The sequence below is a fragment of the Thiovibrio frasassiensis genome, assembly GCF_029607905.1.
GTDB classification, from domain to species: Bacteria; Desulfobacterota; Desulfobulbia; order Desulfobulbales; family Desulfurivibrionaceae; genus Thiovibrio; species Thiovibrio frasassiensis.
Window position 1 is genome coordinate 1,399,062 of the sequence record NZ_JAPHEH010000001.1, and the last position, 22,456, is coordinate 1,421,517.

General features: G+C 58.4%; 23 protein-coding genes. 13 read left to right on the forward strand and 10 right to left on the reverse strand.

From position 1 onward, the window contains the following. Nucleotide 1: 1 nt before the first annotated feature. From flgK to OLX77_RS06675, 9 genes are all read right to left on the reverse strand, one after another. Nucleotides 2-2,542, reverse strand: a complete 2,541-nt coding sequence (gene flgK, locus OLX77_RS06635; RefSeq protein ID WP_307632810.1) for a flagellar hook-associated protein FlgK — start codon at nucleotides 2,540-2,542, stop codon at nucleotides 2-4. Nucleotides 2,543-2,546: 4 nt separating this feature from the next. Then, nucleotides 2,547-3,062, reverse strand: coding sequence for a flagellar export chaperone FlgN (gene flgN / locus OLX77_RS06640; RefSeq protein ID WP_307632811.1), 516 nt, complete (start codon nucleotides 3,060-3,062; stop codon nucleotides 2,547-2,549). Between the two features lie 3 nt (nucleotides 3,063-3,065). Then, nucleotides 3,066-3,386: a rod-binding protein gene (locus OLX77_RS06645; RefSeq protein ID WP_307632812.1), complete on the reverse strand. Its 321-nt coding sequence runs from the start codon at nucleotides 3,384-3,386 to the stop codon at nucleotides 3,066-3,068. Between the two features lie 80 nt (nucleotides 3,387-3,466). After that, nucleotides 3,467-4,579: a flagellar basal body P-ring protein FlgI gene (locus OLX77_RS06650; RefSeq protein WP_307632813.1), complete on the reverse strand. Its 1,113-nt coding sequence runs from the start codon at nucleotides 4,577-4,579 to the stop codon at nucleotides 3,467-3,469. Between the two features lie 175 nt (nucleotides 4,580-4,754). Then, a complete protein-coding gene (locus OLX77_RS06655; protein ID WP_307632814.1) occupies nucleotides 4,755-5,456 on the reverse strand; it encodes a flagellar basal body L-ring protein FlgH in 702 nt (233 codons plus the stop codon). A gap of 32 nt (nucleotides 5,457-5,488) precedes the next feature. Further along, a complete protein-coding gene (gene flgA, locus OLX77_RS06660; RefSeq protein ID WP_307632815.1) occupies nucleotides 5,489-6,217 on the reverse strand; it encodes a flagellar basal body P-ring formation chaperone FlgA in 729 nt (242 codons plus the stop codon). Between the two features lie 12 nt (nucleotides 6,218-6,229). Beyond that, nucleotides 6,230-7,012, reverse strand: a complete 783-nt coding sequence (gene flgG / locus OLX77_RS06665) for a flagellar basal-body rod protein FlgG (protein ID WP_307632816.1) — start codon at nucleotides 7,010-7,012, stop codon at nucleotides 6,230-6,232. A 29-nt stretch (nucleotides 7,013-7,041) separates the two neighbouring features. Then, entirely contained in the window at nucleotides 7,042-7,767 is a 726-nt protein-coding gene (flgF, locus tag OLX77_RS06670) for a flagellar basal-body rod protein FlgF (protein ID WP_307632817.1), read from the reverse strand. Between the two features lie 243 nt (nucleotides 7,768-8,010). Further along, the gene (locus tag OLX77_RS06675; RefSeq protein ID WP_307632818.1) at nucleotides 8,011-8,289 is read right to left on the reverse strand and encodes an EscU/YscU/HrcU family type III secretion system export apparatus switch protein; all 279 of its coding nucleotides are present in this window, start codon (nucleotides 8,287-8,289) and stop codon (nucleotides 8,011-8,013) included. Nucleotides 8,290-8,386: 97 nt separating this feature from the next. Between OLX77_RS06675 and sfsA the strand changes: the two genes are divergently transcribed. The 10 genes from sfsA to glmS all read left to right on the forward strand — a co-directional run bounded on the left by sfsA (nucleotide 8,387) and on the right by glmS (nucleotide 18,520). Beyond that, nucleotides 8,387-9,088 carry a DNA/RNA nuclease SfsA gene (gene sfsA, locus OLX77_RS06680; protein ID WP_307632819.1) on the forward strand — a complete coding sequence of 234 codons (702 nt, stop codon included), beginning with the start codon at nucleotides 8,387-8,389 and terminating at the stop codon, nucleotides 9,086-9,088. A gap of 100 nt (nucleotides 9,089-9,188) precedes the next feature. After that, a complete protein-coding gene (gene queC, locus OLX77_RS06685; protein ID WP_307632820.1) occupies nucleotides 9,189-9,884 on the forward strand; it encodes a 7-cyano-7-deazaguanine synthase QueC in 696 nt (231 codons plus the stop codon). Nucleotides 9,885-9,907: 23 nt separating this feature from the next. Continuing rightward, nucleotides 9,908-10,903, forward strand: a complete 996-nt coding sequence (gene nagZ, locus OLX77_RS06690) for a beta-N-acetylhexosaminidase (RefSeq protein WP_307632821.1) — start codon at nucleotides 9,908-9,910, stop codon at nucleotides 10,901-10,903. Between the two features lie 104 nt (nucleotides 10,904-11,007). Next, nucleotides 11,008-11,550, forward strand: coding sequence for a hypothetical protein (locus OLX77_RS06695; RefSeq protein WP_307632822.1), 543 nt, complete (start codon nucleotides 11,008-11,010; stop codon nucleotides 11,548-11,550). A 72-nt stretch (nucleotides 11,551-11,622) separates the two neighbouring features. After that, nucleotides 11,623-12,051, forward strand: coding sequence for a hypothetical protein (locus tag OLX77_RS06700; protein ID WP_307632823.1), 429 nt, complete (start codon nucleotides 11,623-11,625; stop codon nucleotides 12,049-12,051). 337 nt (nucleotides 12,052-12,388) lie between these two features. Continuing rightward, on the forward strand, nucleotides 12,389-13,459 hold the full coding sequence (locus OLX77_RS06705) for a mechanosensitive ion channel family protein (protein WP_307632824.1): 1,071 nt from the start codon (nucleotides 12,389-12,391) through the stop codon (nucleotides 13,457-13,459). A 283-nt stretch (nucleotides 13,460-13,742) separates the two neighbouring features. After that, nucleotides 13,743-14,276: an HPF/RaiA family ribosome-associated protein gene (locus OLX77_RS06710; RefSeq protein WP_307632825.1), complete on the forward strand. Its 534-nt coding sequence runs from the start codon at nucleotides 13,743-13,745 to the stop codon at nucleotides 14,274-14,276. 121 nt (nucleotides 14,277-14,397) lie between these two features. Next, entirely contained in the window at nucleotides 14,398-15,489 is a 1,092-nt protein-coding gene (gene nadA / locus OLX77_RS06715) for a quinolinate synthase NadA (protein ID WP_307632826.1), read from the forward strand. A gap of 4 nt (nucleotides 15,490-15,493) precedes the next feature. Further along, the gene (locus OLX77_RS06720; RefSeq protein WP_307632827.1) at nucleotides 15,494-16,642 is read left to right on the forward strand and encodes a cysteine desulfurase family protein; all 1,149 of its coding nucleotides are present in this window, start codon (nucleotides 15,494-15,496) and stop codon (nucleotides 16,640-16,642) included. A 33-nt stretch (nucleotides 16,643-16,675) separates the two neighbouring features. Continuing rightward, a complete protein-coding gene (glmS, locus tag OLX77_RS06725; RefSeq protein ID WP_307632828.1) occupies nucleotides 16,676-18,520 on the forward strand; it encodes a glutamine--fructose-6-phosphate transaminase (isomerizing) in 1,845 nt (614 codons plus the stop codon). A 12-nt stretch (nucleotides 18,521-18,532) separates the two neighbouring features. Here the strand turns inward: glmS and OLX77_RS06730 are convergent, their stop codons facing one another. Then, a complete protein-coding gene (locus tag OLX77_RS06730; RefSeq protein WP_307632829.1) occupies nucleotides 18,533-19,981 on the reverse strand; it encodes a dihydrolipoyl dehydrogenase family protein in 1,449 nt (482 codons plus the stop codon). A 331-nt stretch (nucleotides 19,982-20,312) separates the two neighbouring features. On the opposite strand from OLX77_RS06730, the gene OLX77_RS06735 reads away from it, so the two are divergent. Genes OLX77_RS06735 through bioD form a run of 3 tightly spaced genes read left to right on the forward strand, consistent with a single transcriptional unit; the run spans nucleotide 20,313 to nucleotide 22,418 of the window. Beyond that, complete coding sequence (locus tag OLX77_RS06735; protein WP_307632830.1) at nucleotides 20,313-20,945, forward strand: alpha/beta fold hydrolase; 633 nt, start codon at nucleotides 20,313-20,315, stop codon at nucleotides 20,943-20,945. Continuing rightward, nucleotides 20,938-21,717 (forward strand): methyltransferase domain-containing protein, encoded by a 780-nt coding sequence (locus OLX77_RS06740; RefSeq protein WP_307632831.1) that lies wholly within the window; start codon nucleotides 20,938-20,940, stop codon nucleotides 21,715-21,717. Before OLX77_RS06735 ends, OLX77_RS06740 begins: the two co-directional genes overlap by 8 nt. Further along, nucleotides 21,714-22,418, forward strand: coding sequence for a dethiobiotin synthase (gene bioD, locus OLX77_RS06745; protein ID WP_307632832.1), 705 nt, complete (start codon nucleotides 21,714-21,716; stop codon nucleotides 22,416-22,418). Before OLX77_RS06740 ends, bioD begins: the two co-directional genes overlap by 4 nt. Nucleotides 22,419-22,456: the final 38 nt, after the last annotated feature.

The following is a 22,456-nucleotide window of genomic DNA, read 5'->3' on the forward strand; positions in this document are numbered from 1 at the left end:
CCTATCGTACCGAATCAAGCAGGGTCTGCAGCATTTCGTCCGACATGGTGATGAGGCGGGCGGCGGCGGTATAGGCGTGCTGGTATTTGACCAGATTCGCCATTTCTTCATCAAGGGAAACGCCGGAGACCGAATCGCGCATTTCGCTCACCTGATTGTTTACCAGCACCGTAGAATCGTAAGTGCGGCTGATGGTGCGGGTGGTGTTGGCAACCTGGCCGACCAGGGTATTGTAAAAGCCATCCAGAGTGTTTTTTGCGCCCCCGGTATACTTAATAGTCTCATCGTGCTGGATGCTCGTGATCTTGAGGGAATTAGTGTTGTCCCCGCTAAATATTTGCCCTTGGGCGCCAACGGTGCCTGCGGCCAGGTTGTTGAAATTGTTCGTAATCACGCTGTTAACGCCGATGGTTGCCGCGCTGCTGCCGGTGAAAAAGGTGTTCAGCCCGGCAACCTGCAGAAGGTTGGAGGTGTCATTGGCAAAGACGAACTGGTGGTTGGTGTCCGGGGTGAGGCGCAGGCTGGCGTTGGAGGGGGAGGCCTCCACCCAGCGTGTACCCCCGGTAACCGCGCCGGCGTTCGTCATGGCGGTGTTGATGGCGCGGACCACACCGTTTAAATCGTAGGCCCGCTCCAGGGAGACGGTAACGGGCTGGGGCAGGGCCAAGGAGCCATCGGTGTTGTAAACCCAGATATCGAAGCTGCCGCTGGTGTCGAGTTCGTCAAAATAGTCGAAGCCGGGCAGCAGGGGGCCTTGGGAACTCACTTCCGGGCCATAGGTGATGGAGCCGTCGCCGGTTTGCGTGTCAAAAGAAGAGACCGTGGTTCCGGTAAGGCCGAGCTGGGCCAGGATGGAATCGGTGGCCCCGGCTTTGAGGGTAAAGGTGTTGGTGGAAAACAGGGTGATCTTGCCCGTGTTGTGGGTGGCATCGGCGGTGTAGGTGTTGCCGGCGACAGTGGCGAGACCCAGGTCCGCGATGGTCGCTGGGCCAGCGGCAAAAAGGGTTATGTTCAGGTTGTCCACGGTGATTGAGGAGCCGTCTCCCTCATTTTCGTTGTAAAAGACGAGGGAGTTGGCAACGCCGCCATTGCTGCCGGTGCCGGCGGTGGCTTTGATGGTCACCGGATTGCTGGTGGTGGCGAGGCCGTTGTAGGTGGAAAGGTCACTGGTGATTTCGGCGGCCAGGTGTGTGGCAAAGGCGGCATTGTCGCCCAAGTCTCCGCCCACGCCGCCGACCACCGTGTAATTCACGGCAACACCATTGACGGTGAGGCTGATTATGTCTCCCGCCTGAATGTTGCTCGCGTCAACCGACAAGCTTCCCGCCATCTGGGTGGTGAGTCTTGCGGTGACGTCGGTTGCTGCTGTATTGATCGCGGTCACGGCGTTGTAAGCCTTGATCGTGGCCAGACCATTCAGCGGGGTGCCGCCAATGATTTCTCCGACAGCGCGGTTGTTGATGGTGATGCTGTCCGGGGCAATGGTCAAATTTGCGGTGATCGGATCGATGGTGGCGGTGAGCCGGGCAACATCTTTCGCCTGCGCCGAACCGGTCAGGGCATCGCTGAACATGGTAAGTCCGACCCCTTGGGAGTGTTGCTGGTTGATCTCCCGGATCATCGCGTTGGCAAAGGCGTCGAGGCGGCCGAGGAAATTGTTCGGGTCGCCTTCAACCAGATTGCCGCGGACCTCAAGCCAGCCTCCGATCTTGCCGCCCAATTCGGCCCCGCCGCCGATGGGCCGGCGGGTTTCCAGGCCATTGCTGTCTTTGTTTACCCAGATGAGTTCGTTGTTTTCCCAGTCCACCTGCCAGGATTGGTTGCTTTCCACCAGGGTGTGGCCGTCGGCCATGAGAATGGTGTAGGCGCCGTTTTTATCTTCGAAGAAAGAGACGTCGAGCAGCTGGGAAAGCTCCCGGACCAAGCCGTCTCTTTTGTCGCGCATGTCGTTTGCCTCGCCAGCCGCGGATTCCGCGCCGGAAATCTGGACATTGAGGTCTGCGATCTGGGTGACAATGGAGTTGACGTCTTCGATGGCTGTGTCGAGACTGATCCCGATATCGAATTTGGCCTGGGTCAATTCGCCGGTCATGGTGTGCAGCTGATCAATGATCAGCTGGGAAGACTGGACCACCTGTTGTCTGGTCGCGGATATTTCCGGGTTGTCGGCCAGCTCCTGCCAACTGGACCAGAATTGGTTCATCAGATCGTTGATGGCCAGGCCCGGCGCTTCATTGAACACGGTTTCCACCAGCCGCATGGATTGCTGCTGCGCTTCCAGGCTGCCCAGGGTTGATTCCTGGTTGGCGAGGCGCTGCACCATGAACTGGTCGTAATTTCTCAGGATGCTTGTGCCCTTAACCCCGCCGCCGAGCATACCGGAGCTGATGGGGGTCGCATTATGGGTTTCAAGCTGCAGCGACTGTCTGGTGTAGCCGGGGGTGTCAACATTGGCAATATTGTGCGACGCCACCTGGATAGAAAGCTGGTGGGTGAGGAGCGCCTCCTTGGCAATGCTCAGCACATGTCCAATGCCGGCCATGGTCTTAGACCTCCCGACTGATAAAGGAAGGTTGATTCAGGGAGGGCTTTTTGCTGCGCCCGGTGAGGCCGTACATGGGGCGTTCCGCTATCCCGCTGGTGATAAGGGAAATGGCGTCATTGAGATATGTTTTTACATCCGCGGCAAAGTGCTTGTTGATTTGGGTGCGGCTGAGGATCTCTTCCCGCAGTCCGCTCAGTTTTGTGCGATACAGGTTCAGCGTTTCCCCCTCTTCCTGGCTGAGGAGGGGGATGAGGGCCCCAAGTCTTGCAGTTTTTCCCTTTGCTTCCGGGCAGAGCTCCCTGGTCAAATCGGCGAGCAGAGAATCCAGGGCCTGGAGGCGGCTCAGTCTGTTTTCTTTCTTGTTGCTCAAGAGAATGAGGGCCTGCATGTCCATGATCACCAGGGCTTTTTGTTCTTCGTTCAAGATGACGAGCAGGTCCTGGGAAAGGAGGATCTCCTGCTCCAGGGCTTCGAAGAATTTAGCCGGCAGGGCGTGTTGCTCTGTTGTCTGCTGCATGGTTTACTTCTCCTTACTCGTTGGGCTCTGCGGGGCATGGGCTTGTGAGAGTTGCCGGTAGAGCATCTCGCCAAAGCCGAGGCCGGAGCTTGCCGCCATTTTCTGGGTCATCTGGTCATCCTGGATGGACTGAAACATTTCCTCGCCATAGCCGCCGTCAAGCAGACCGCTTTTTTCGATCCCCTGGCGGGCTTGGCTCAGAATCTGTTTGAGCATCAGGGCTTCAAAGCCGGCGCAGGCCTCGCGGAGTTTCTTCTCCTTGAGCGTATCGGCAGAATTGCTGATTCCCTTAAGCCCGCTTGTTGCTTCGCTGATAATATCCATGCCGTTTCGTTCCTAGTCCCGATAAACGGGGTAAGTGTGTTAACGAAATTATTTTCTGCCGGAAAATAATTTTTAACTCGCTAAATGATTTCCAGTTCGGCCTGCAAGGCGCCTGCGGCCTTGATGGCCTGAAAGATGGCGATGAGTTCCCGGGGCGCGACGCCCACCGAGTTCAAGGCCCGGACCACCTCGCCCAGGGTGACGCCCGGTTGCAGGGTTACCACCTTTTGCCCGACCTTGGCCGTGTCAACCGGGGCATTGGCTGCAGCACCGGGCTGGGGCGGGGGCTTGACTTGCAGGCTCAGATTCCCATGGGAAAGGGCCATTTGACTGATGGTGACATTGTCGCCCATGACCACCGTGCCGGTCCGTTCGTTGAGGACCACCCTGGCCCGCCGTTCCGGGTTGATTTCGATGTTTTCCAGGGCTGCCAGCAGCGCGACCTCCTGCGCCTTGAATTTTGGCGGCACTGCGACATCCACCGAGGCACCGTCCCGGGCGGTGGCGTAGGCGCCGCCCAGATAGGCGTCAATGGCGGTTTTCATCAGGGAGATCGTGGTGAAATCCGGGGCGGCCAGGCTGATGGTGATGCTCTCCTTGTTGGCAAAATTCACCGGCACTTCCCGTTCCACCGAGGCGCCGTTGGTGATCCGGGCCACGGTCAGATGATTTGCTTGTTTTGCCGCGCCCCGGGCTGCGGGGTCGGCTCCGGTGCTGATGGGCCCCTGGGCCATGGCATAGACATTATTGTCCAGACCCTTAAGGGGGGTGACCAGCAGGGTGCCGCCTTGCAAGGATGTGGCATCGCCCACCGAAGATATGGTTACGTCGATCCTCTGGCCCACCTTGAAGAAGGGCGGCAGGGTGGCGGTGACCATGACGCTGGCGATATTTTTCACCTTGGTAGCTTCCGGGTCCGCCTTGACCCCGAGATTGTTGAGCATATTGGTCAGCCCCTGGCCGGTAAAAGCGGCTTTGTTGCCATCGCCGGTGCCGTTTAAGCCGACCACAATGCCGTAGCCCACCAGCTGGTTGTTCCGCACCCCCTTTACCGAAGCCAGATCTTTTAAGCGGACGGCATGGGCAAACCCGGTGTTCCAGAGAAAACCGAGCAGAAGCGCGGCGACAAAGAGCAGGGTTGTTCGCCGTATGGTCTGGCTTGTATTTGTGAAGGGTACGGTTGTCGTCTGCATGGAGCTGTCCTCAACCTGTATTTTTTTGAGCCTGTACCTTGTAATCCTAGCAAGCAGCGTGCCACGGGAGATGGGTGTGTTGTAATGTGCTATTTTCAAAGGGAATATTCTTTTTATCATGGCGTCGCCCCATAGAGAGGAAGGAATATTTTGCCTAGCGCGTTGCTTTGCTCTCCTAAAACGGCCACACGGTGTCCAGGGCCCTGGCCAGCCAGCCCGGTCGCTGCTTGTCGCCGAGAACCCCCTGGCCGCTGTATTCGATCCGGGCGTCGGCAACATGGGTCGAGAGGACCGAGTTGTCCTGGGCGACATCCTGCGGACGGATGATGCCGGAGAGGATGATGTGCTGGGTTTCATCGTTGACCTTCACCTCCTGGTAGCCGCGGATGTTCAGGTTGCCGTCTGTGGTGATGTCGATGACCCGGGCCGAGATGGTGGCGGTGACGTTGCTTTTCCGGTCGGTCTTGGCCTTGCCTTCGAAATCATTGGTCAGCCTGGCCTGGAGTTCGGTGAGCGAGGGGGTAAAACGGTGGTTGTTATCCGCCAGCCAGGTCTCCAGGCCGAACATGCTGGAAATGCCGCCGGTGGCGCTGGAGGTCCGCTGGGTTTTGGTGTTGGCTTCCTTGTTGGCCTTGGAGGTTTCCACGATGCGGACCAGAACGATGTCGCCGATCTTTTTCGCCCGGCTGTCCGCATACAGATCTAAGCCGCTGGTGCTGGCCGCGTAGATTGTTCCCTCCGGCTGGACTTGCGCGGCTTTGGGCGGGGTGGGCAGGGTGTAGCGCTCCGGCAACTGCTGGGCTTGCTGGCTGCCGGCGCAGGCGGAAAGGCCGGCGAGCAGAAGGATGCCGATGGTGGTGTGCTGTAGGGTGCGCATAATCTTCTCCTTTGATGGATGGGATAGCTGTCTCAAAATTCTGCCTCCACAAGGCCGACGTCCAGAACCCGGGCATGGATCTCCCTGCGGCTCATGAGGTTTTTGACCCGGATCATTTCGCCGAGTGCCCCGGAATTTTTTGCTTCTCCAGGCGCGGTTATCTGAATTGCCTTCGATTTTGCCATGATGGTCACCCGCTCGCCCCGTTTTACCAAGTTTGGGGCATCAAGGGATTGTTCATAGAGGATGGCTCCGGCCGGCAGCGAGATTTTGAGCTTTTGCCCGACCGCCTGCTCCGGGTCTTTAATGATCCCGCCATCCAGCATGGAGATATCCTGCCGCCGCATGGCGATGTCATCGCGGCTGAGGATATCGTTTCGGTTCAGCCGTTTTGTGGTGTTGGCCACCGTGCCGAAAAGCCGGAGATCGCCGCTCATCTTCACCTGGCCTTGCTCCAAACCCTCTTGCAGGATGTCGATGCTGACATTCTTTTTGCCGGGCCGGAAGTCGGATGGCCTCTGGGTGACCCGGTAATCAAAACTGCCCGCCGGGATGGTCATGGCCAGGGGCTGGACGTTGAAATTGGTGATCTTGACGTCCTCCTTGGGCCAAGGGGCATTTCCAAGGACAACCTTGCTGAAGATCGTTTCCAAGGCGGCAAGTTCCGGGGCGGCAATGCTCTCCGCCGCCTGTCCGGAAAGAGGACAGGCAAGGCAGAACAGCATTGCAACCAAGAGGAGACGTGTAATACGCAGCAGCATCTTAAATTCCTTTTAACGGACCAGGGTGTTGGCCACTTCCAGCAGCTTGTCCGCGGTGGTGACCGCCTTGGAGTTTACTTCGTAGGCGCGCTGGGTAATGATCATGTTGACCAGTTCCTCGGTGACATCCACGTTTGAGACCTCTATAAAGCGCTGCTGGATGGTGCCCAAGCCCTCGGTGCCGGGGTTGGCCTCGGTGGGGGCGCCGGAAGCCAGGGTTTCCTGGAAAAGATTGGCGCCGTAACTGCGCAAGCCGCCGGGATTGATGAAGCTGTGCAGGGTGATCTGGACCGTGGCGAGCACCTGCTGCTGGGCATCCTTGGCGGTGAGAAGGCCATTGCTGTTGATGGCGATGGAGGTTGTTCCCTGGGGCACGGTAACTTCAGGCTGCAGCCGATCGCCGTTCTGGGTGACTACGTTGCCGTCGCCATCAAGGCTGAAGGCGCCGGCCCGGGTAAAGTAATCCTCGCCATCGCGGATCACCTTGAAAAATCCGGCGCCCTCAATGGCCCAGTCCAGGTCGTTGCCCGTTTCCGTCAGGCTGCCCTGGGTGAAGATTTTTTGCACCGAGGTGGGGCGCACACCGAGGCCGACCTGGATGCCGGAGGGCACCCTGCCGCCATCGGCGGTTTCCGTGCCCATGGCCCGGATTTCCTGGTAGTAGAGATCCTCGAATTGGGCCCGGCTTTTCTTGAAGCCGGCGGTGTTGACGTTGGCCAGGTTGTTGGCGATGGTGTCCAGCTGCAATTGCTGGCCGGTCATGCCGGAGCGTCCGGAGAATAGTGAGCGGATCATGCTGGTCCCCTTGTCTTAATTGGTAACGGTTATCCTGCCAGGCTGCCGACCCTGCGCACGGCAAGGTCGTCCAGGTCGTCCACGGCCCGGATCATTTTTTGTTGTCCTTCGTAAGCGCGGTAGAGATCGATCATCTCCGTCATTTCCGTGACGGTGTTGACGTTTGATTTTTCCAGATGCCCTTGCAGGATCTGGACACTTTCCGGGGTTTCCACCGCCGCGCCCTCCACCAGACGGAAAAGGTTTTCGCCTTCTTTTTTCAGCCCCAGCGGGTCAACGGTGTTTACCGACAGGCGGTCAACCTTGATGCCATCGACAAAAACGTTGCCGTCGCGGGCGATATTGACCTTGTTGCCGTTGATGGTGATGGGGCCGCCATCGCCCAGCACCGGGTAGCCATTGGCGGTGACCAGCACCCCTTCGTTGTTGCGCTGGAAGTTTCCGGCCCTGGTATAACGCTCCCCGGCCGGGGTCTCGACCCGGAAAAAACCATCCCCGGAGATGGCCAAATCAAGGGGTGCGTCAGTTTTTTGAACAACGCCCTGCTCCTGGACCGTGTTGATCCGCAACCCCTTGCCGACCCGTTGGCGGGAGCGATTCGCCTGGTAGAGCATCTCGTCGAAAGTGACGGTTTCTTTCTTGAACCCAGGGGTATCAACGTTCGCCAGGTTGTTTGATACCTGGTTCAGCCGCTGTTCCTGGTTGATCAGGGTTTCAACGCTTTCCAGTAATCCGAGTCTGTTGTTGATGAACATGGCATCCCTCTCTGTGTGTGATGCATTCTATTGTTGCAAGAGGCGTGCCGGAATCTTTGCTTGGCGGGGGCGAGGTTTTTGTGCTGCTATAAATTAAATAAATACAGCAAGATGTGTGATTTTTTGTGGCTGGTTTGGTCTGGGGAGGCGGGTGTCAAAAAAATGGATGCGGGGCGGGGAGGACCGGTATTTTTTTCCTAGTGTCGCGGTGAATCGGACGGGGGGAATGAATGAGGTTTTTTTTCAGGAGGGCGTCATCTTGGTGTTGGCCCGGTAGATAAAGGCGAGGATTTCCGCCACCACCAGATAGGTTTCCGGGGGGATGTCCGCATTCAGGTCCAGTTTGGCCAAAACCTCGACCAGATCGGCATCCTCTTGAATGGGGATGCCATGTTCCTTGGCCAGGGCGATGATTTTTAGGGCAATGTCTCCCGCTCCCTTGGCGATAATCTTGGGCGCGGGATCCTGGCTTGTATCGTAGCGGAGGGCAACAGCCTTTTTTTTTGCTGGTCTATCTGGCATTATGGATGCCTTGGGAAAAGTGGTGTTGGTATGGTTGCGTGCCCCGGTAATTCACTTAAAAGAGTATACCCCACAACAATCGGATCGGATGAAAAAAATGGAATTCGGACAAATCTTGCAGCAGGGAAGGCTGGTCTTGCGGTACAAACGGTTTCTCGCCGACGTGGCCATGGACGATGGCCGGCTGCTCACCGTGCATTGTCCGAATTCCGGCAGCATGTCGGGGTGCAAGGAGCCGGGAAGCCCGGTGCTCGTTTCCTTGGCGGACAACCCCAAACGCAAGTATGGCCATACCCTGGAGATGGTCCGGGTCGGCACGACCTGGGTGGGGATCAACACCGCCCGCACCAATGGCTTGGTCGCCGAGGCCATCCGTGCCGGGGTGGTGGCGGAGCTGGCCGGGATTGAGATGATCCGGCCCGAGATCAAGGTCTCGGACAAGAGCCGCTTGGATTTTTTGCTCACCCGCGGGGAGGAACAGATCTATGTGGAGGTGAAAAACTGCAGCCTGGCCCTGGATCGGGCGGCCATGTTTCCCGATGCCGTGACCACCCGGGGGGCGAAGCATCTGGCCGAGCTGCTCACCCTGCGCCAAACCGGCTGCCGGGCCGTGGTTTTTTTCTGTGTCCAGCGGGAGGATGTGGATTATTTTGCCCCAGCCGCGCACATTGATCCGGGTTATGCCCAGGCGTTGCGGGAGGTGGCGGCTCAGGGGGTGGAGGTGCTGGCCTATGGGGCAACGTTAAGTCCGGAGGCGATCACCATTGTCCGGCCGCTGCCGGTGCGGTTGGACTTGTAAAAAGCAAAATGCACAGGGTAATTTTCTCAGCTTGCTTCGCAGCAACCCTTACAATAGAGTGGATACAGAAAACGGCCGCCTGTTGCGGCCAGGGGAGAATATGATGCAGAAAAAACCAAAAGCAGTGGTCTTACTCAGCGGCGGCCTTGATTCGGCCACGGTCTTGGCCATGGCCATGGGTGAGGGGTATGAGTGTTGCTGCCTGAGTTTTGCTTACGGTCAGCGCCAGCAGGTGGAGCTGGAGCGGGCCAAGGCCAATGTGGCCCGGCAGGGGATCGAAAAGCATCTCATTCTCCGCCTCGACCTCGACGCCATCGGCGGCTCGGCCTTGACCACGGATGCGGCGGTGCCCAAGGGGCGCAGCCAGACGGAGATGAACGCCTCCATCCCCATCACCTATGTGCCGGGTCGCAACACCATCTTTTTGTCCTATGCCATGGCTTGGGCCGAGGTGCTGGGCGCAGGCGATGTCTTTATCGGGGTCAATGTCATGGATTACAGCGGCTATCCCGACTGCCGCCCGGAATTTTTGGAAGCCTTTGAGCGGGTGGCCAACTTGGCCACTAGGGCCGGGGTGGAAGGGGAGACCCGTTTGCGCGTCCATGCCCCGCTTCTCAAGATGACCAAGAAGGAGATCATCGAGAAGGGGTTTGAGCTGGGGGTGGATTACGGGTTGACCCATAGTTGTTATGACCCGGACGGGCAGGGGAGGGCCTGCGGGAGTTGCGACAGTTGTCTCTTGCGGCTCAAGGGGTTTGCCGAGGCTGGGCGGGTTGACCCGGTGGAGTATCAGTAATAATGCACAATGAAGAGGGCAAAATGAAGAATGCATTGGGCGGGTTGTTCATGGTCGGCCTACCTGGGACGGAGCTGGATGATTCCACCCGCGACCTTATTAATAGGTATGGGATCAACAACTTCATTCTGTTCAAGCGAAACGCCGAGAACCCCGAGCAGATCCGTACCCTTTGCCTCGAGCTTGTTGCGGCCTGCCGCGCCGCTGGGCTGGGTGCGCCGCTGATCTCCATCGATCAGGAGGGCGGCACCGTGGCCCGGCTCAAGGGACCCCATTTCACCGAGTTTCCCGATGCCAGGGTGCTGGCGGAAAGCGAGCGGGCCGAGGAGTTGCTGGTCGAGTATGCCAAAACCTGCGCCCGCGAGCTGCTGGCGGTGGGGATCAACATGAACCTGGCTCCGGTGCTGGATGTGAGCCCTGCCGGATTGGGCTTGTTCATGGAACGCCGCGCCCTGGGCGGCACCCCGGAGCAGGTGGCTCGTCTGGGCGCGTTGGTGATCACGGCCATGCAGGAGAACGGGTTGGCTGCCTGCGGCAAGCATTTTCCCGGCTTGGGCGGCGCAACCCTGGACCCCCATAAGGTGTTGCCCGTGGTGGATCGTTCCCTGGAGGAGCTGCGCGGGTGCGATTTGGTGCCCTTTGCTGCCGCGATCCGGGCGGGGGTGGCGGGGGTGATGACTTCCCACACCGTGTACCCGCAACTTGATCCGGATCAGCCCGCCACCCTGTCGTCGCGGATCTTGGGCGGAGTGTTGCGTGACGAGCTGGGCTACGACGGCATGGTGGTTACCGACGACCTGGAGATGGGCGCCATCGAAAATGACGGTACGGTGGCGGATGCCGCCCTTGTTGCTTTTAAGGCCGGGGCGGACATGTTGTTGATCTGCCATGAGCATGTGAAGATCATTGCGGCTTATGAGTTATTGAGTAGGGCTGTGGGCGGGGTGGTTTCCGGGGAGAGGGTGCGGAGGTCGCTGGAGCGGATTGGTGCTGTGCGGAGGCGGTTTGCCAGGGGGTGAGGGTGGGGTTTTTGTGTATATTTCCGACCATCATGATTTTTGGGGTGATGGGCAGAGACTACAGAATAACTTATTATACGGTAACTCATCATCTGGTGTAGAAATTGAGCGATGACAATTACAAAAAAGAACTCGAACTTGAAGTTCTTGAATATTTCAATCCCGTCTATGAGGAGATAACTAATGACTGCCTCGAAGTAATCGAGGCCACGGAACGCCCAGATTTCATATGTAAACGCAGTAATGGGTTACATGTTGGGGTTGAAATTGTTCAAGTTAGGAGGGGACACCCAAACGATGTTTTCTTCGATAAGTTTATTAATAAAAACATAAAGATAGATCCAGAAAAATCATTAGACATCATCTCGTCACTCATATATGAAAAAGAGAAAAAACGTGACTCGGAAAATTGGAAATTTCCAAACGCCACAATACTCATAGTGCAACTTCAGGAGTCACCTCTTTGGGAATTGGCTAACGCTCTTACCGAGGAGATGTTTCCAGATTTAAAAAATTATGGTTTTTGTGAAATATGGTTGGCTGATTTTAGCGAGCTTGATGCATACAACAACATTGAATTATTTTGTTTGTTCCCCTCAGACTTAAGAGGGTATTACAAACGGCCTATCCAGAAACCATATGGATAAGGATAACCGTATAGCAAGGCAATTCAGCGGAAAACTAGGCCTGCGGCCTAATTTCGGCGGGTCTTTGTCATTATGATGTGTAAAGGCGAAACGATATCAGGGCCAGATTTTTTCAGATTGCTTTATGAGGACGACAAATTTTGTGCAGAACTCGGGCGTGCCGTCCTAGCTGCAGGTCGGCTGGAAAGCCTTCTTAAGCAATACATTGCCAAGCACGCCCCAGAAACAAATATGTCAAAAGCGGCATTGGGCGAATTGATCAAGTTTGCCAGAAAACATACACTTCTCCATCAAATGTTACCAGCCCTGGAAACATTGAAGGACCAACGCAATTATCTCACGCACAATATTCACGCACTCCTGTCGGGGCTGATCGAAGAAACTATTTTGGAAAGATCTGGACTGCTTGATTCGGATATCCATACTTATACTGAGCGGGCCTGGCAGCTCAAAGAAAACCTCAATGGTCTTGCGGACATTATCAATGAGAATCATACATAACCACTGCATGTGCCGGATCATCGATAAATTCCGCTCCCGGTGATGCGGGGCGATATCAGCCAATCGCAGTAGTCAGAGAACTAGGCTTTACCCTTCTGTACTTTTTCTTTGCTTGCCCAAAGAAAAAGTACCAAAAAGAAAAGGCACCCTGCCACTTGTCCCGCCGTTGGCGGGATGCCCTGTGCTCCTCGATGCTGCCGGGGCTTTGCAAACTCGGCTGCGCCTCAAACAGTGCAAAGCCCTTTTTCGGCAGCCTCTGCGGTGCTCGGCGGCGTGACAATGGGAATAGGGCAAAAGCCCCTCCAAATCCTTAAATCAACAATAATTGAGTGAACACATGGAACTCTCCCCTTTTCTGCAAGACCTCTCCCGGCAACCCATCATCCAGCGGCTCATGGTGGTGGCGATTTACGCTTTGCTGGCCAAGGCGGTGGATATCTTTGTCAACCGCATCCTCAAGCGGTTGGCTGCCGCCTATACCACCACGGACCTTGACGACAAGGCCATCGATATCCTCCACACCCCCATTGTGGTCAGTATTTTCTTTGTCGGTATCCTCCATGCCTTGAGCATGGAGCCGGGACTTTCCCCGCCCTGGGAGAAATTTGTGCCGGACGTGGCAAAAAGTATTGCCCTGGTCATCTGGACCCTGGCCGCGCTGCGCCTCTTCATGGTCCTGGGCGAGCATTATCTGGACTCCATTTCCGAGCGGGGCAAGATCGGGGCGGATCTCTTTCTTCTCCTTAAGAATGTGGTCCGGGTGGTTATCTTTGTTTCCGCCCTGCTTTGGCTTCTTTCCATCTGGAACGTCAACCTGGCCCCGCTCTTCGCCTCCGCCGGTATCGCCGGTATCGCCGTGGCCCTGGCGGCCAAGGACAGTCTGGCCAATTTCTTCGGCGGCATCAGCATCTTTGCCGACAAGACCTTCAAGGTGGGCGATTACATCATCATCGACAACGATCAGCGGGGCGAGGTGGTGGAGATCGGGGTGCGCTCCACCCGGATCATGACCCGGGACGATGTCCTGATCACCATTCCCAACTCCATTTTGGCCAACAGCAAGATCATCAACGAAAGCGCGCCGGTCCCTCGTTTCCGGATCAGGGTGCCGGTTGGGGTTGCCTACGGCAGCGACTTGGCCCAGGTGGAGGCGGTGCTCCTGGCGGTGGCCGCCGCTAATCCCGCGGTGGTTCAGGAGCCTGAGGCCCGGGTACGGATGCGCTCCTTCGGCTCCTCGTCCGTCGATTTTGAGCTGCTCTGTTGGGTCGAGGATCCCCGGCTCAAGGGGCTGGAGATTCACAACCTCTTGAAGGGGATCTACAAGGCCTTTGCCGAAAACAAGATAACCATCCCCTTCCCGCAGCAGGATGTGTACATCAAGCAACTCCCGGAAGCGGGTGAAAAATAGGGAGCTGATTTTTCCGCTGAGGATCCAAAAAAAAATCTTGGCGTTGCGTGGGCGCAGGATGTTCCGTTCGCTTCCTGCGTGTGCTTCTTGGTACATAAGGTTGTTCCCCTAAAACCGGGGCAAAAGAGAGGGGATTCCCGCCTCTTTTGCCCCGGCTTTTTTATTTTCCCCCACACGAAGAGAAGCTGTTTTTCGCCCATCATTATGGTAGAATACAATTGAAAGCTCTCCAGTCGGCTGCCCCTTGCGGGCGGCAACCTAATCACTGTGATGGAGGAAATGCATGGAACTACAAGTTGAAGGAAGGAATCTGGAAATTCGTAAGGCCTGGCAGGACAAAATCGAAGAGGAGAAGGGGCGCCTTGATCGCCACCACCCCGGTCTTGTTCATCATCTCCGTGTCTCCATTGAGGAGACCGCCGGGCATAAGGCAGGCGGGCATGAGGTCCGCGTCATCGCTTCCGTTCCCAATGATACCGTGGTTGTGAAAAGAAAAGGGGAGACGGTGCGGCCCCTGCTGGTGGAAGCGTTTGACACCCTTGGCCTCCAGTTGAAGGAGCTGCAGCGCAAGCGGCGGCAGACCGTCAAGGAGCCGGAGGGTGTTGCCGCGGGTCCGGCCATGGGTACCATTAAGAGCCTGTTTCCCTATGAGTCCTACGGCTTTCTCATGACCATGGACGGCCAGGAGGTCTATTTTCACGAGAATGCCCTCAAGGATGTGACCATGGCCCAGTTGGCCGAAGGCGATGAGGTCCGCTTCGGCGAGGGTGAAGGGGACAAGGGGCCGACCGCTGCCTGGGTAAAGCTGGTAAAGTAACGGCCGCTAAAAGAAACAAACGCTGAGTCGCAACGGGCGCAAGGATTTTTTCTTATCCTTGCGCCTTTGCCTTACATATCATGATGCTCTCCCGGGGTGCCTGGGAGTGAAGGACAGAGAGATGACCGTGCTGCAGCAGGTTGAGCTTGGCTCGGAATACCTGCAGGAAAATGAAGAAATAATCTGCCAAAAGATTGCCGCCCGCAAGAAAGAGCTGGGCGGCAATCTTTTGATTTTGGGACACCATTACCAGCAGGAGGCGACCTTCCGGTTCGCCGACCTGACCGGGGATTCCCTCAAGCTTGCCCGTAATGCCGCCGAGGCCACGGACCGGAAGTACATCGTCTTCTGCGGCGTGCATTTCATGGCGGAATCCGCCGATATTCTAACGGCCCCGGATCAGGTGGTCATCCTCCCCGACCTGCGGGCCGGTTGCCCCATGGCCGACATGGCCACCAGCGAAGAGGTGGCCTGGGCCTGGGAGGATCTGGCCAAGGTGACCAGCGGTCGGGTTATCCCGGTGACCTATGTGAACTCCTCCGCCCTGCTCAAGGCTTTTGTCGGCAAGCATGGCGGTTCGGTCTGCACCTCCTCCAATGCCGAGCGGGTGCTGACCTGGGCGCTGGCTGAGGGAGAGAAGGTCTTCTTTTTCCCGGACGAGCATCTGGGGCGCAATTCCGCCAGCGCTTTGGGGATTGCCGAAGACGAGGTGGTCCTCTGGCAGCGCGCCAAGCCCTTGGGCGGCAATACCCCGGCCCAATTGGAGAAGGCGAAGGTCATCCTCTGGGATGGCTACTGCACGGTACACATGCAATTCACCGCCGCCCATGTCGCTGGTTGGCGGGAGCGCGATCCCGAGGTGCGGATCATTGTCCATCCCGAATGCCGCAACGAGGTGGTGAATCGGGCCGACCAGTACGGCTCCACCGAGGCGATCATCACGGCGGTGCGCGACTCCCCGGTGGGCAGCAAGTGGGCCATAGGCACCGAGGTCAACTTGGTGAACCGGCTTAAAAGCCAGTACCCGGATCGGGAGATCCATTCCCTCTCGCCCTTCCAGTGCCTCTGCTCCACCATGTACCGGATCAAACCAGGTTACCTGCTCTGGGTGCTCGATAACCTGGCCCAGGGCAGGGTGGTCAACCGGATCACCGTCTCCCCCGAGGTAGCGGCCGAGGCCAAACTCTCTTTGGACAGAATGCTGCGGATCTGAGCCCATGCACACCATCTATTTCGACAACAACGCCTCCACCCCGCTGGACCCTGCGGTGCGAGCAGCCATGGCCCCTTATTTGGCCGACTGTTTCGGCAACCCGGCAAGCTCCCACCGTTTCGGCGAGGCTGCCCGGCACGCAGTGGAGCTGGCCCGCGAGCAGGTGGCCGGATTGCTCGGCTGCCATCCGGGCCGGATTGTTTTGAACAGCGGTGGCACCGAAGGCAACAACACCGCCATCTTCAGCGCAATTTGGGGGAATCCCGGCAAAAAGCACATCATCTCCTCGCAGGTGGAGCATGGTTCGGTTCTGGCGCCCTTGGAATTTCTCGCCTCTCAGGGCTACGAGGTGGAGCTGCTGGGGGTGGACGAAAACGGCACCCTTGACTTGGACGCGCTCAAAGGCGCGATCCGGCCGGATACCGGTCTGGTCTCCCTCATGGTGGCGAACAACGAAACCGGCGTGCTCTGGCCCATGGCCGAAATCGCTGCCATCTGCCGGGCGCGGGGCGTCTTGTTGCATTGCGACGCCATCCAACTGGCCGGAAAGGCAGCTCTTTCGGCGGAAGCGTTGGGGGTGGATTACCTCACCATCGCCGGTCATAAGCTGCACGGCCCGAAAGGGGTCGGGGCGCTCTATGTGAGCCGCACCGCACCCTTCACCCCCCTGATCATGGGCACCGGTCAGGAAAATGGCCGCAGGTCCGGAACCGAAAACGTGCCCGGCATCGTTGGGTTTGGCCAGGCCTGTGCTTTGGCCGCAGGGGTGGACGAGGCAGCGCATCGGCGGCTGGCCGCGCTGCGGGATCTGCTTGAGGCGGGGATTGTCGCGGCGATCCCGGAGGTGCGGATCAATGGTGCGCTCTCGCCCAGGCTGGTCAACACCACAAACGTGAGTTTCCGGCACGCGGCTTCGGCCGGGCTGATTCAGGATCTCGATGCGGGCGGCATCGCGGTTTCGGCCCATGCCGCTTGCCAGACAGGCGATGTGGACCCCTCGCACGTGCTGCGGGCCATGCGGGTCCCTGAGCCCTATCTGCACGGGACCCTGCGCATTAGCCTCAGCCGGTATAATACGGCGGATGAGGTTGCGGCCCTGTTGACCCTTTTGCCGAACGCGGTAGCTAAAGCAAGACAGGGTTTCGCCCTCTAAGATAGCCCTCAGAAAAGAAAAACGGAGTTGAGTATGTGCGGAATCGTTGGCTATATCGGACAGCGGCATGTGGTGCCCATCCTTCTTGAAGGCTTGAAGCGTCTGGAGTACCGGGGCTATGATTCGGCCGGGGTGGTGTATGTCCATGGTGGCAAGCTCCAGAAATATCGGGCCGCCGGCAAGCTCGGCAAGCTGGAAGAGCTGCTGGAAACCGTGCGGGACCGCGACAGCCACATCGGCTTGGGCCATACCCGCTGGGCCACCCACGGGGCGCCTTCCGAGCTCAATGCCCATCCGCACTGCGATTGTAGCGGCGATCTGGTTGTGGTTCATAACGGGATCATCGAGAATTACCATACCCTTCGCGAGGAGTTGCAGGGGCGCGGGCATGTCTTCTGTTCGGAAACCGACACCGAGGTGCTGGCCCATCTCATTGAGGAACACCTCGGCGGTGGGGATCTGGTCAAGGCGGTGCGCCAGGCTCTGAAAAAGGTCGAAGGCTCGTACGCCATCGGGGTTTTGTGGGCCGGCCAGCCGGACCGACTGGTGGCGGTGCGCAATCAGAGTCCCTTGGTTCTTGGAATTGCCGAGGGGGGCGGATGCCTCATGGCCTCGGATATCCCGGCCTTGCTTCCCTACACCAACCAGGTGGTTTTTTTGGAGGATCGGGAGCTTGCCGTCCTCAAGCAGGGGGAATGGCAGGTGATGGGTCTTGGGAATGGCCGCAAGGTGGTCAAGGAGATCAAGACCATCGAGTGGAACGCGGCCATGGCCGAGAAGGCTGGCTACCGCCATTTCATGCTCAAGGAGATCTTTGAGCAGCCCCAGGCCATTCTTAACACCTTTCGCGGCAGGCTCGATCCGGAAACCGGCAAGGTGCAACTGCCGGAGATAGGCTTGAATGCGGTGGAGCTCAAAAAGATCAGCCGCATCTCCTTGGTGGCTTGCGGTACCTCTTGGCATGCGGCCCTGGTGGCCAAATACTGGTTGGAAAAATGGGTGGGTATCCCGGTGGAGGTGGATATCGCCTCGGAGTTCCGCTACCGGCGTCTGCTGCTGGACGAAACCGTGATGGTGGTGCCCATCTCCCAGTCCGGGGAAACGGCCGATACCCTGGCGGGGCTGCGGCTTGCCAAGAAGATGGGGGCCAAGGTCATCGCCATCTGCAATGTGCTGGGCAGCACCATCACCCGGGAAGCGCACGGCACGATTTACACCCATGCCGGACCGGAGATCGGGGTGGCCTCCACCAAGGCCTTCACCTGCCAGCTCACCGCCCTGCTCCTGCTCACCCTTTTCTTAGGCGAGGTCCGCAAGACCATGAGTGCCAAGAACCGCAAGGCAATCGGTCATGCCCTTCTCGAACTGCCCGCGCTCATGGAGCAGGAGCTGCCCCGCTTGCAGGAGGAAACGGCCCGTATTGCCGAGGCCTTTACCCACAGCCGGGATTTTCTCTACCTGGGCAGGGGGAGCAATTTTCCCATCGCCTTGGAAGGCGCCTTGAAGCTCAAGGAAATATCCTATATTCACGCCGAAGGGTATGCGGCAGGGGAACTCAAGCACGGCCCCATCGCGCTGATCGACCGGGATATGCCGGTTCTCGCCCTGGCCCCCAAGGACAGCGTCTATGAGAAGGTCATTTCCAACGTGGAAGAGGTCAAGGCCCGCAACGGCAGGATCATCCTGGTGGCGAATGCCGGCGACAAAAACTGCCGGCGCATCGCCGAGCAGGTGATCACGGTGCCTCTCTGCCACGAGGAGCTGAACCCGATCCTCTTTGTTGTGCCCCTGCAGCTGTTGGCCTACGAGATTGCCAATCTGCGCGGCTGTGATGTGGACCAGCCCCGGAACCTGGCCAAGAGCGTCACGGTGGAATAGGGAGGACCCCTCCTATTTGCAGGCCGGACCTCTGAAGCCGAAAAAGAACTTGAGCCCCTTGCGTACCGGCGCGGAAAATATCTTTTTGGAAAAAATCGAGCCGACCACCCTTTTGTTGATCTCCCCCAAGGTGGGGTAGGGGTGGATGGCCGAGGCAATCTTCGACAGGCTCATCCCGCCGTTCATCACCGCAACCCACTCGCCCAAGAGCTCCCCGGCCTGGGGGCCGAGAATCTGCACGCCCAGCGGTTTTCCCCTTCGGCCCAGCAACAACTTGATCCTCCCGACACTTTCTCCCTCGGCCAACCCCCGGTCGTTATTGCTGAACTCCTCGCTCCACACCGTGTAGTCGATCCCGGCTTTTTGGGCTCTTTTTTCGTTGAGGCCGATGGAGGCCAGACCCGGATGGGTATAGGTGCACCAGGGCACCAGGGAGTAATCAACCTTTTTGGGCAGATGAAAGATCGCCTTGCTCAACACCACCCCGCCTTCGTAGCCTGCAACATGGGTGAACTGATAGCCGCCGATGACGTCGCCGGCTGCATAGATATGGCGGTGGCTGGTCCGCAGAGAGCGGTTCACCGCAATCCCTCTCTGATCGAAAGGGACATCGATTTTCTCCAGTCCGAGCCCCGCCACGTTGGGGGAGCGGCCCATGGCGACCAGGATCGCTTCACCCTTAAGGCGCGTGGTAACGCCTGCCGCATTTTTCACCACCACCTCCCGTTCGTTGCCCAGATCGGCTACTCGGACCACCGAGGTGTTGAGCAGAAAGGTTACCCCCTCCTCCTCCAGCGCCTGCTGGACGATCTCGGCCATATCCCGGTCTTCCTTGCTCAGGATCTGGTCGCTGCGCTGGATCACCGTCACCTTGGAACCGAGTCGGCAAAAGGCCTGGGCCATTTCCACGGAAATGGGGCCGCAGCCGAGGATGATCAGGGTGGCGGGCAGTCTCTCCAGCGAGAAGATATCGCGGTTGGTGAGATAGGGGGTTGTGGCCAATCCTGCGATGGGGGGAATGGTTGCGGAGGAGCCGGTGGCGATGACCCAGGCGCGGGCGGAGATGGATTTGCCTCCCAGCTGCATGGCGTGTTCATCGGTGAACACCGGGTTGCCGAATTCCACCTGGGCCCCGAGCTTGCAAAACCGCGCCACCGAATCATGCTTCTGGATAACGCTGATCACCGACTGGATCCGGGCGGCGACCTGGCGGAAATCCACCTCCGGCGGGGTAATGGCTGGGAGGCCGAATTTCGGCCCGTTTTTCATGAGATGATAGACATGGGCCGTCTTGATCAGGGTCTTGCTCGGCACGCAGCCGTAGTGGAGGCAATCGCCGCCCAGGGCCGCTTCTTTTTCCACCAGCAGGGTCTTGGCCCCAAGCTGCGCCGCGCCGGAGGCGACGGTGAGTCCGGCCGCGCCGCCGCCGATGATGCCGAGATCATAATCATAATCAGCCATGCTCTTTCTCCTGTTGGATCATTGCATGCCATACTGCCATGGGCTTAAGGCAAGGGCAAGAGGGACTCTCAGGGTTGGCTTGAGAATTTGCGCCTTCCATAGTAGGATGTGGGCCAGTATAGAGACGATGAATTTCTGCTTGCGAGCCAACCTTTCGAGATGCGTTTTTCATGAGTATACCCCATTATTCTGCCACAGCGGCCACGGGAACACCAGGGGAGCGGTATGTTTTCTTGCCTGGCCCCGGGGTAAACCGTTTTTCTAACACCTTGAGATCTGAACAGTGATGGTGCAACGCTGGATTTATGATGCAGAGGAGGGCGCAACATCGTTGCACCCTCCTGTCCTTTTTCTGCCCGGCTGGGGATTTCCCGGACAGGTGCTCGATCTGGCGGAAAGGCGATTTTCCTGGGCAAGGCCGCTTGCGCCGCTGGACCCTGCCACCGCGCAGGCGGAGATTCTCGCTTTTCTTGGCGAACATAATCTGGCTGCCATTCATCTGGTCGGCTGGTCCATGGGCGCTAACCTGGCGGTGGATTGTGCCCGCGCCTTTCCCAGGAAAGTAGCGTCCCTGAGCCTGCTGGGCATGCGGTCTTCCTGGCCAGCCTCGGAAATAGAAGCCATCCGCCAGGGTCTGGCGGCTGAGCCCCTCTCTTTTTTACGGGATTTTTACCGGAAGAGTCTTTTGGGGTATAAAAAAGAATCCCGTCGCTTTGTGGCCGAGCAACAGGAACCCTTGCTGGCTTCTCTCGATATGCAGCTTCTTGGCCGGGGCCTCGACTATCTGGCCCAATGGCGGTTGCCCAAGCAAGGGATGTCATGCCCGGTTTCCTGCTGGCATGGGCGGCGGGACATCATCGCCCCGGTAACGGAACAGGGAGTGATCTCCGGAGCCGGCACCAAAATCCTTGAGCATGGCGGGCATGCTCTTTTTCTTGACCCGGAGTGTATTGTTTGTGAGTGATTCGCGGAAGCAAAGAATCCGGCAACGGTTTTCCCGAGCCGCCGGGACCTACGACGCCCATGCCGAGACGCAGAAGGATCTGGCCGCTCGCTTGCTCCGGGAGCTTCCCGAGGGAACGGGGGTGGAACGGATACTGGAGATAGGTTGCGGCACCGGGCATTTCACCGCTCTGCTCGCCGTCCGCTATCCGGAGGCGCGGATCACTGCCCTGGATTTTGCCGAAGGCATGGCCCGGCTGGCTGGAAAGCGGTTGGCAGAGAAGCGCAATGTTTCCGTGCTGTGCGAGGACGGGGAACGGTTTCTCTCCGGGTGCTCCGGGCATTTTGAGCTGATCTGCGCCAACTCCACCCTGCAGTGGTTTGATGACGTCGGAGGGGCCTTGCGCCGAATCGGTGGGCTGCTTTCCGAGAAAGGATGCTTTGCCGGGGTGCTCTTCGGCCCCAGGACTTTTGTTGAGTTGGCCCAGGGGCTGAGCCAGGTCTTTGGCCGGGAGGTGCGTCTGCCGCCCCACGGGTTTCCCCCCGGCAAGGATCTGGAGTCCATGTTGGCGGAGATCTTTCCCCGTTTTTCCGTGCAGGAAGAAAGCAGGGTCAAAAACTATCCCTCGCTGCTTGAGCTGCTGGACCATATCCGCAAGACCGGTACCGGGGGGGGGCAGTTGCCGGCGCCATTGACCCGGGGGCGGCTGCAGCAGCTCGACGCCTGGTTTCAGGCAACCTATTGCGGGTATCCGGTCACCTATCAGGCCTTTGTCGTTAAGGGGGAACAATGAACGCGATCTTTGTCGCCGGCACCGGAACCGATGTGGGCAAGACCCATCTCTGCGGGCTCCTGCTGGATTTTCTTCTGAAAGAGGGAATCCAGGGCGGCTATCAGAAATGGGCGGCCACCGGGTCGGAATATCCGCCCGCCGATTTGGCGCAATGCCTGGGTATGGCGGGGGTGTCCCTTGTCCCGGAGCTGGTCAGCAGTCAGGTGGTGCATCATTTCGCCCTGCCCGCCTCGCCCCATCTTGCCGCAGAGCAGGAGGGCCGGGTTGTCGAGCCGGAGTCGATCCGCAGGAATTTCCGGGAGATGTGTGGTCTCCATGAACTGCTGGTGGTGGAAGGGGTAGGCGGGGTGATGGTGCCGCTGCGCCGGGACCTGCTGCTCATCGATCTTCTTGCCGAGTTGAAGATCCCCACTCTGGTGGTGGCCAAGAGCGGCTTGGGCACCATCAATCATACCCTGTTGACCCTTGCGGCGCTGCGCCACCGGGAGATCCCCGTCCTGGGCGTGGTGTTTTCCGATGGTGCGCCGGAGGAAGATGCGCTGCTGGTTGCGGATAATATGCGGACCATCGGCGAGATGGGTCAGGTTGCGGTCCTGGGCCGCTTGCTGTATGCGCCGGATCCTGGCCGGGCCAAGGAAGGGTTTATCCCGATTGGCCGGACCATTCTTGCGGCGATCCGGAAGGGCTCTTCCCTGGGCTAAGCGCCCTGTCTTGCTGGCTTCCGGTTAGGTCCCCATTG